Annotated in this window: 13 protein-coding genes; all 13 read right to left on the bottom strand. The window is 34.4% G+C overall.

Annotated elements, in window-relative coordinates; all coding sequences use genetic code 11:
* A partial coding sequence (locus SFT90_01685; GenBank protein MDX1949194.1) for an Hpt domain-containing protein occupies positions 1–977 on the bottom strand: 977 nt, incomplete at its 3' end.
* A 146-nt stretch (positions 978–1,123) separates the two neighbouring features.
* Positions 1,124–1,492, bottom strand: a complete 369-nt coding sequence (locus SFT90_01680; protein ID MDX1949193.1) for a response regulator — start codon at positions 1,490–1,492, stop codon at positions 1,124–1,126.
* Between the two features lies 1 nt (position 1,493).
* Positions 1,494–1,841, bottom strand: a complete 348-nt coding sequence (locus SFT90_01675; protein MDX1949192.1) for an STAS domain-containing protein — start codon at positions 1,839–1,841, stop codon at positions 1,494–1,496.
* 11 nt (positions 1,842–1,852) lie between these two features.
* Positions 1,853–2,407 (bottom strand): hypothetical protein, encoded by a 555-nt coding sequence (locus SFT90_01670; protein ID MDX1949191.1) that lies wholly within the window; start codon positions 2,405–2,407, stop codon positions 1,853–1,855.
* Positions 2,408–2,421: 14 nt separating this feature from the next.
* Positions 2,422–2,790 carry a response regulator gene (locus tag SFT90_01665; GenBank protein ID MDX1949190.1) on the bottom strand — a complete coding sequence of 123 codons (369 nt, stop codon included), beginning with the start codon at positions 2,788–2,790 and terminating at the stop codon, positions 2,422–2,424.
* 138 nt (positions 2,791–2,928) lie between these two features.
* Positions 2,929–3,837, bottom strand: coding sequence for a GTPase Era (gene era / locus SFT90_01660; protein MDX1949189.1), 909 nt, complete (start codon positions 3,835–3,837; stop codon positions 2,929–2,931).
* The gene (gene rnc / locus SFT90_01655) at positions 3,827–4,525 is read right to left on the bottom strand and encodes a ribonuclease III (GenBank protein MDX1949188.1); all 699 of its coding nucleotides are present in this window, start codon (positions 4,523–4,525) and stop codon (positions 3,827–3,829) included. Before rnc ends, era begins: the two co-directional genes overlap by 11 nt.
* A gap of 28 nt (positions 4,526–4,553) precedes the next feature.
* Positions 4,554–5,291 carry a signal peptidase I gene (lepB, locus tag SFT90_01650; GenBank protein ID MDX1949187.1) on the bottom strand — a complete coding sequence of 246 codons (738 nt, stop codon included), beginning with the start codon at positions 5,289–5,291 and terminating at the stop codon, positions 4,554–4,556.
* A gap of 13 nt (positions 5,292–5,304) precedes the next feature.
* Complete coding sequence (gene motA / locus SFT90_01645; protein MDX1949186.1) at positions 5,305–6,162, bottom strand: flagellar motor stator protein MotA; 858 nt, start codon at positions 6,160–6,162, stop codon at positions 5,305–5,307.
* A 204-nt stretch (positions 6,163–6,366) separates the two neighbouring features.
* Positions 6,367–7,203: an enoyl-ACP reductase FabI gene (fabI, locus tag SFT90_01640; protein ID MDX1949185.1), complete on the bottom strand. Its 837-nt coding sequence runs from the start codon at positions 7,201–7,203 to the stop codon at positions 6,367–6,369.
* A gap of 85 nt (positions 7,204–7,288) precedes the next feature.
* On the bottom strand, positions 7,289–7,798 hold the full coding sequence (locus tag SFT90_01635) for an RT0821/Lpp0805 family surface protein (GenBank protein ID MDX1949184.1): 510 nt from the start codon (positions 7,796–7,798) through the stop codon (positions 7,289–7,291).
* A 47-nt stretch (positions 7,799–7,845) separates the two neighbouring features.
* On the bottom strand, positions 7,846–8,436 hold the full coding sequence (locus tag SFT90_01630; protein ID MDX1949183.1) for a hypothetical protein: 591 nt from the start codon (positions 8,434–8,436) through the stop codon (positions 7,846–7,848).
* Positions 8,437–8,549: 113 nt separating this feature from the next.
* Positions 8,550–9,347: an inositol monophosphatase family protein gene (locus SFT90_01625; protein ID MDX1949182.1), complete on the bottom strand. Its 798-nt coding sequence runs from the start codon at positions 9,345–9,347 to the stop codon at positions 8,550–8,552.
* Between the last annotated feature and the right edge of the window lie 191 nt (positions 9,348–9,538).

Below are 9,538 nucleotides of genomic sequence, written 5' to 3'. Positions count from 1 at the left end.
GATGCCTCATTTGCATCATTGCTTGCATTTGTTTTAGGTTTTGGTTTTGTTGCTTGAACTTCTGCATTTTCAGGCTTTGAAGGCGTTGCAACAATTACATTATCATCAAATAACCCCCAAGCACCTGAATTATCTATAACTTCTTTTTTCTTTCTTGCCTCTTCTGCATATTCTTCAAACAAACCCCAAGAGCCATCTTCGCTTTCCACAGGGCTTGAAACATTTGTAGGCAAATCAGTTTTTGTTTCTTGAATAATCTCAAGCTCGCATTCATCTTCAACGAACTCAAAAACTTCTTTTACTTTTGCTAAATTATCTTTTGTTTGCAGAAAAATCTCCCAAGTAAAGTAGCAATCTAATGGCGTTAAATTTGTGAGCGATTGAATTTTAGAAACATCACAAGAAACATTATAATTAATCGCATTTTTTACTAATTCTCTGATAATATAAAGTGGTTCATTACCACTTTCAAAAAGCTCTCTAAATGGGCGAAATTTTATTTTATATTGATAAAAATCAGGCTGGATTTCTTTCTGCTTTTCTTCTGCAATCTTTTTTTCTTCTGCTTTCGGAGATATTTTAGCAGTAGTATTTTTTTCACTCATAGCTTTTAAGCGAGAGAGTAATTCATCTTCATAACCCTCAGGGGCTTCTTCATTATTTTGGGCAGCCGAGATAAAAATTTTCAGAACATCAACTGATTTAAGCAATGCATCAATAATATCTTCACTTAGATTTATTTCATCATTACGAACGGAATCCAGCAAAAATTCTAATATATGAGTAAATTTAACTAACCTATCAAAACCAAATGAACCCGCACCACCCTTTATGGAGTGTGCACAGCGGAAGATTGCGTTTATATCTTCTTTATCAGGGTTTTCTGTATCAAGGTTCATCAATTTACTTTCCATATCTTCAGAAAGCTCAGATGCTTCAGTGATAAAGGTTTCCTTAAATTGTTCTAAATCATTCATTTTTTAAGTTTTTGAAAATATCTAAATATATCAATCCTTCACCCCGCATTTATTGCTGGGTTAGCTACAAAACACCCTCTTAACTTTACTTCAAGCTCTCCAACCATTAACCCCGCTAACCAAGTGCGGGGTGACAATAGCGAATACTAAACTGGGCAAACTTTTTTAACCACCTCAACTAATTTCTCAGGCTGGAATGGCTTTACAATCCAACCGCTAGCACCAGCCTCCTTGCCTTCCGCTTTTTTATTAGCGTCCCCTTCAGTTGTTAGCATTAAAATTGGAATCGTTGCAAAAGCTGGGTTTTTCCTGATATTTCTAATCATATCCAACCCATTCATATTTGGCATGTTGAGATCTGTGATTATTAAATCCAACTTATTTGCGTTAGCCACCTCTAAACCTTTTACTCCATCCTCAGCCTCAAGCATTGTGTAGCCAGCATTTTTGAGCGTGAAGGAAACCATATCCCTCATAGTTTTTGAATCATCAACCGTAAGCACAGATTTAGCCATATTATCCCCTTAAATTATTTAAGTTTTCTTGCAACCCGAGATCTGCAAAGGCTTTTTCAAAAGCCTCAGAAATCTCATTAAAAATTATTTGAATATTATTTTCCTTCGCTTCCTTATCCGCAGAAATTATGATTTGCACACAAGGCGTTGTGATGCGAGTTACATCAGAGGCATCAAAGAAAATATTATTTTCAGCAGAAGAAATATGCGATTGCATTTCACTATAGAATTTTTCAGCGTAAGAAATATCCATCAACTCTTTTAGTTTAATAACATTAGATTTTTTTGGCTTGCTTACCACTTGCTTTGATGGAGTTTTTTTTGAAACTTTATTTATTTTTTTTGCCATTATTTTTTTAATTAAAATAATTCAACATCATCACTTGAAACTTTATCAGCTTGTGAATTTGGTACAAAGCCAACCTCAGAGGGGTCATTTATCAATTTTAGAGATTTTAATATCTCTAAATAATTATCCCTAATCTCACCAAGCTTGATTAAATTCATTATATCTTTTGACAAATCTTTGTTAAGATTTCCTTCAAGCAAACTATATTTTCCCGCAATAAAATTATCTAAATTGCTTGCGATATCACATGCGATAACTAAATTTTGCGAAACCCTATCTTGGAACTGAATACCCACTATTGCTTGCGACGCACCATCATTTATTCTTTTCGAAAAAGCCTCTAACAAATTTTTATCAGGCGTTGAATTTTCTGATAAATATTTTTGCATTTTTTTTGACTCACTCGCTATTTGAGTTAAACCCTCACTCAGCAATAAAATATTATCTTCAAGTAATTTGTTTACTGATGGAATAATTTTCTCAACCACATTTAACGCCCCTCTAATAGAGGCCAAATCAGCAAGGTTTTCAGAATTATCTTCAAATTTATTTTCTAATTTTTTCACTACTGATTTATTTTTTAGCTGCATACTTTATTAATTGTAGCAATTAGAACTTCAGGATTGAAAGGCTTAACTATCCAGCCAGTAGCACCAAGTTTTTTACCTTCTTTCTTCTTATCATCACCGCCTTCAGTTGTTAAAACTAAAATTGGCGTGAATTTGAATTCATCTTTTTCACGAAGGTTTTTTATAAGCTCCAGCCCGTCCATATTTGGCATATTGATATCAGTAACTATAACATCAAATTTTTTACCTTTAGAAACATTGAGAGCCTCAACACCATCACCAGCGAGGGTTACATCAAAATCTTCTTCTTTCAGGGCAAGGCTAACCATATTTCTCATTGTAAATGAATCATCAACAACTAGTGCAGAACGCTTAGACATATAAAATTAAGTTGGTTAGAAATTATAAATTACAATATTTTATATCTAATAAAAAACTATTTTAGTTTGAATACAAATACAACTTTAGATTTAATTGTATAAAATTTGAAATTTTTTCTAGATGTGCTTTTTTAGACGCTATTTCGCTAAATCAATTTGCGAGGAGATGTAGGCTTGGTTTTTATTCTGCCAGCCTTCAGTAACTTTTACGAATAAGAATAGATGAGTTTTTTTACCAAGAATATTTTCAATATCTTTTCTGGATTCCTCACCGATTTTTTTAATCATAGAGCCGGCTTTGCCGACGATAATTTTTTTATGCATCTCAGAATTTGTAATAATTGCTTGGTGTATTTTTATTGACTTTTCAGACTCCTCAAATTTTTCATTTTCAACATAAAGCCCATATGGAAGCTCCTCTTGCAGAGCATTAAAAAGTTTTTCACGAGTGATTTCCGCGCATAAAAATTGCGTTTGAATGGTTGAAATTTCATCTTCTGGAAATTGCCAATCACCACTTGGAAGGCTTGTAGCAAGATATTTTTCAAGCTCTAAAACGCCATCATTTTTAGAAGCGGAAATCATAAAAACCTTTTGAAAGTCAGCTTTTTCTGAAATATTTTTTGCGATCTCAAATAATTTAGTTTTATTTATCAAATCAATTTTATTAAGCACCAAAATTTTAGGTGATTTATGTTTTTCAAGCTCTTTAAGAACAATTTCCTCATTTTTTCTTAAGCCCTTTGTAACATCAATCATAAAGCAAATTACATCAGCATTTTCTAAACTATTTTTTGCCGTTGCAACAATTGAACGATTTAATTTATTGTTGAGATTGCCAGCTAGATTGAATATTCCCGGAGTATCAATTAGAACAATTTGAGTATTTTCAACGATTTTTATACCTGTAACTCGGCTTCTTGTGGTTTGTGCTTTAGGAGAAACTATAGTAACTTTTGAACCAACTATTGCATTTGTAAGCGTTGATTTACCTGTATTTGGTGAGCCAACTATAACAACATAGCCAAATTTTTTATTATTTTGCATTTTCAATATCCAAAATTTTGAGCATTTCTTCGGCGGCCATTCTTTCTGCATCTTTTCTAGAAGAAGAATTTTTTATAACAGATTTATCGTTTAATTTAAGCTCTATTGTAATATCTGGTTGATGGGCTGGGCCCGTGATTGAAACAATATCATATTTAGGCAAATCAAAACCATTTTTTTGCGCCCATTCTTGCAATTTTGACTTGGGATCTTTCGGCGGCTCTTTAGCTTGAAAAACAAATGGCTTTAGAAATTTATCTATAAAATCCCTTGCGGAATTTATGCCATTATCAACATAGATTGCAGCAACCAAGGCCTCAAAACAATTTTCAAGATTCGCTTTATTATGGCGACCGCCAGAACCTTCTTCGCCAGCACTGATAATTAGATATTCACCAAGATTGATATTTTGTGCAATTTCTGAAAGCCCTTCCCTGCAAACTAGGCTTGCACGCCTTTTTGCAAGTGCTCCCTCATCTTCAAACGGGAAATATTGGTAAAGAATTTCACTTACCAGTAGAGAAATTACGGAATCCCCAAGGAATTCAAGCCTTTCATAATCTTTGGAATGGAGAGTTTTTTTTGTGCTTGGGTGCGTTAATGCTTGTGCGAGCAACGATCTATTGCGAAAATTATAGCCAATTTTCTGCTCTAAATCCCTAATTTTTTCATCAGATATTTGTTTCATCTTTTTATTTTTTTTAAGTGTATTTACACTAACCTAGCCTTTTCCAAAATCTATTTTCTCTAAATGAAACTATCCATTCCCATAATTTAATTAATGGGGCTTCATTTGAAAAAAACACCACTTCTGCCCTGCCGATTAAATTTTCTTTCGGCACAAAACCTATAGCAATCCTGCTATCTGCTGAATTATCTCTATTATCACCCATAAAGAAATATTTTCCCTCTGGGACTACGAAAAAATCAGTGTTATCAGCAGGCCCACCATCAATCTCATCTAAAATATAATATGTTACGCCATTTGGAAGAGTTTCTTGATATTGTTTTATTTGAGAAACCAAGCCCCCTTCTTTTTCATCATAAAAATCTTCAACCCTTTTTATCGGCAGGGTTTCACCATTTATTATTAATTTACCATCTTTCATTTGGATAATATCACCTGGCAAGCCAACTAACCTTTTTATATAATCAGTATCTGGTTGCGTTGATGGCCTAAAAACTATTATATCACCCCTTTTTGGCTCTTTGTCAAAAATTCTACCATCAAAATAATCTATTGCGTAGCCGAAAGGCAAATCAAACTTGCTATACCCATAAGAAAATTTTGATATAAAAATATAATCACCAATTAGCAAAGTTGGCTTCATAGAACTTGAAGGGATATGACGTGGAGAATATATAAAGGTTCTAAATAATATTGGCAATATTACGCAAACTATTATTATGAAAGTCCAAGTTTCATAAAATTTCAATTTTTTATCTTCTGACATTTTGAGTTATTCGTTATGCACCTTTTTGATAAGCCTGCTCTACTTCAGCAAATGATGGTCTTACACCAGTGGGAAGAACTTTGCGAGCAAATTCTACAGATACCGCTGGGGCGTTGCCTTGAACATGTGCTAGCATTCCAATTTTAATGCTTTCATAATATTTACTTTCTTCAACAAAAAATTTATCAAGAAAAGCACCCATAGGCCCAAAAATACCATAACAGAGTAAAACACCCAAAAATGTTCCAACAAGTGCCGCACCAATTAAACCGCCTAGAATCTCTGGTGGCTCAGCAATTGAGCCCATTGTAATAATTACACCAAGAACGGCTGCAACGATACCCAGTGCAGGGAATGATTCTGCAAGGTTTGTAACTGCGTGGGCAGTTTGATGCCCTTCTTTATGATGAACATCAAGCTCAGCATTCATCATATCTTCAATGGTATATTTATCATCAACACCCATTGTCATAACTCTTAGATAATCGCATAGAAAATCTACTGCATGGTGATTATGAACGAAATTCGGATATTTTTTGAATAAATCACTTTGCTCTGGGTTTTCAATATGCTTTTCAATTTCAAGCATTCCCTTGGTTTTTATCATCTTAAAAACCTCATACATCATTGTTAACAACTCAAGATAATTTTCTTTTGAATAAACATGCCCACCCTTAAAAAGTAATTTTAGTGAGGAAATACAGGCCTTAATTCCATGAGATTGGTTGCCAATGATGAACGCACCAATGCCCGCACCGCCAATGATAAGATATTCAGTTGGTTGCCACAAAACCGCAACATTTCCGCCGTGCAGAACATAGCCCGCTATCACTGAGCCTAAACATACAATTACACCAATAAGAAACTTCATCTTTGTAATAAATTAGTTTTATGAAGTGTCATTTCTAACGAAAAGCCAATGGCTTGAAGTGAGAAATCTGGAAAGAATATATTCTAACTAGATATCTCGCCCTGCTCGATATGACACAAAATGGATACCCCTAATGCAAAACTTGCTAGAAATAATTTGTAGAAACTTGTTATTCAGTCAATAACAAACTTAGAAAAAAATGATTTAATGAGCAGGAATAGTTAAATCTGGTGCATTTTCGTCTTTCATTCCAATCACATTATAACCTGAATCAACGTGATGGATTTCACCTGTTGTGCCTCGAGATAAATCAGAAAGTAAATAAACTGCAGCACCGCCAATATCTTCAAGATCAACATTTCTTTTAAGTGGTGCGTTATATTCATTCCATTTGAAAATTAATCTAAAATCACCAATCCCAGATGCGGCTAAAGTTTTAACTGGCCCTGCGGAAATAGCGTTAACTCTAATTTTTCTATCACCCATATCTTTTGCTAAATATTTCGTGCTCATCTCAAGCGCTGCTTTTGCAACACCCATAACATTGTAGTGAGGCATAACTTTTTCACCGCCGTAATATGTGAGAGTTAGAAGACTGCCACCATCTGGCATCATATCATAGCAATATTTTGCAACTTCAGTGAATGAGAAGCAAGAAATATGCATTGTGTTTAAGAAATTATTCAAAGAAGTGTTGAGATATTTTCCTCTTAACTCATTTTTATCAGAGAAACCAATTGCATGAACAAGAAAATCAATTTTGCCCCATTTTTGTTTAATAGTTTCAAAAAGATTTTTGATAGAATCAGAATTTGTAACATCACACTCAACTAAAAATTCGCTTTCAGCTTCTTTAGCTAGTGGCGTAACCCTTTTTTGCAATGCCTCACCTTGATATGAAAAACAGAAATCCCTGCAACCTTGCGCATAAAGAGCTTTTGTAATGCCCCACGCAATAGATTTATCATTCGCAACACCCATTATAAGGCCTTTTTTACCAGCCATTAGATTTCCTTTTGGGTAGTTTTCAAGTTCAAGCATAATTATTTAGTAGTTAGTAGTTAGTCTTTTGTTATTATTAAGACTAGAAAACCCTATAACCTAGAGCCTAGCCCCTAGAACCTTATTATCCTACAATTTTCCAGCTACCATCTTGCTGTCTGCAGGCAGTGCCAAATGCTTTTTGAGATTGACCACTAACATTTATAGTTTGTGAAAACTCTCTACAATATTGACCTGAGTTACTTTGGAAAGTTTTTACTGGAGTTATAGTGCCACTATGACCTGAATCTGGGTTAACCCATTTAGAAGTTACACCTGACGAAGTTTGCTCAAGCGCGTTTTGCGTAGTTGAATTTGCATATGCCATATCAGCTCTATCAAGCGATTTACCAATTTCACCACCAATTAAACCACCAAGAATTGTGCCACCAGCTATCGCAAGAACATTACCCTTGCCTTTACCAACGCCTTGTGCAGCAAGCGCACCGCCTAGACCACCCGCAATCATACCAACATTTTCTTTAGTTATGCCAGTTCCACCAATTCCACCGGCATTTCCTTGAGGGCCATATTGTGGCGCACAAGCAGAAATTGCAAGGGTTGAAGCAAGCAATAATGTAGAAATTATTTTCATTTTATCTCCAATTTGAAGTTAATACTAATTTTTGAAAACCATATTATTTAATCTTTGTCAATGTCAATGTAATCACCACCAACTTTTGTAACTGAAGGATAGATGAAAACATCAGCCATTTTATCAAAGTTAAAATTATTTTTTTGCAGTTCTTCTTTTAATTCTAAAACCCTTAAAATAGCTTTTTGCCTAGTTTTTTGAGGGGAATCTTCAACGCTTGCAAAAGATTTTATTTTCATGTGATTAGTTTTATTTTGCTCCGCAAGCCTAAGCATTGAGCTTAACGCCAAAACATCATCATTACTTAATTTTACATTATTTTTGCTGAAAGAAATTCGCATTAAATTATTATCATTTTTTTGTGGCTCAGGTTTAGTATCCCACTCAAAATCTTTTGTATCTGCAATTATAACATCTTTTTTTTCTTCCTCTTTAACTTCTAAATTTTCTTGTGGCTGAATGTTTTCCTGCGTGGTGATTTCTTCCCCTGATTTCTTTTCTTCCATTTTTTCTTCAGCTTTTGGAAGTTCAAGAACTTGTGAAGGGTTAGAATTTCTCATAGACGCAGGAACTGGTTGCGAAACTGAATTAGTCGCAAAAGAAAGAATAAAAACTGAAATTGTTAAAAAATATTTCATAATTGTTTGGAGATGGGAATTGGGAGATAGGAATTAGGACATAAGAGTTGGAAGCTAGATGTTATTACCAAAATAATCTAACCACCTAAAACCCATTTCCCAATTCCCAACTCCTAACTACCAAAAGACTTAGAAACCCTATTCCTCAACTCTTCAAAAACCCCTCTATTACCAGCGATTATTGAGCCAGATTCGAGATAATTAGAACCGCCATTAATCTCAGAAACCATACCCCTTGCTTCAGTAACAAGTAATGTCCCTGCTGCAAAATCCCAAACTTTAAGGTGATTATGCCACATTCCATCAAGCTTACCAGAGGCTATAAAGGCAAGCTCTAAAGCCGCCGAGCCGTAAATACGAGAATTAACTTTCACCTCAGTAATCGCTTTCAAATCTTGCGATCTAAATTCTTGATTTGACTTTGCTATATAGCACGCAAAAAGGGATTCTTCAATATTATCCCTTGAAGAAACCTGTAACTTTCTGCCGTTGCAAGTTGCACCTGAACCTCTTTCTGCAATATACATTTCATTTAATATAGGTGCATAAGTAATTGCAAGCTGAACTTGCTTTTTACCACCAATAATTTCAACTAAACTGCAAGTAATGCAGAAAAACGGCAGGCCATGCATAAAGTTAGTTGTGCCATCTATTGGGTCAAGAATAAATTGAAATTTATTGCCAGTGCCTTGAATTAGGCCGGCCTCCTCAGATAAAATACTATATTGCGGGTAAGCCCTTTGAAGCTCAGTAATGATAATTTTTTCCACTTTCAAATCCGCGGAAGTAACGAAATTACCGGGTCCTTTCTTAGAAACTTGAAGATTTTCAAGCTCACCATAATCTCTATTAACAACTTTACCAGCTTTTAATATAACATTTTCAAGGGTTTTAAGAATAGGATTGCTCATTTACGATGTAATTTTTTAGCCTTAATAACCATATTTTGATAAAAATGCTAGAAGATAATATAATTTTTCAAAAGGAGTATTCACTAAACATATATTTTATCAACTTAACCACAAAATGTCACCCCGCATTTATAGGGGGGTGAAACCTAAGAGGAAAAATGCAGAAATTAAACTAATTGATTTTTTGAGCC

The organism is Rickettsiales bacterium, assembly GCA_033762595.1.
Lineage (GTDB): Bacteria > Pseudomonadota > Alphaproteobacteria > Rickettsiales > UBA8987 > JANPLD01.
The sequence above is the reverse complement of the archived record's forward strand: the minus strand, read 5'-3'. Positions and strand labels throughout refer to the sequence as shown.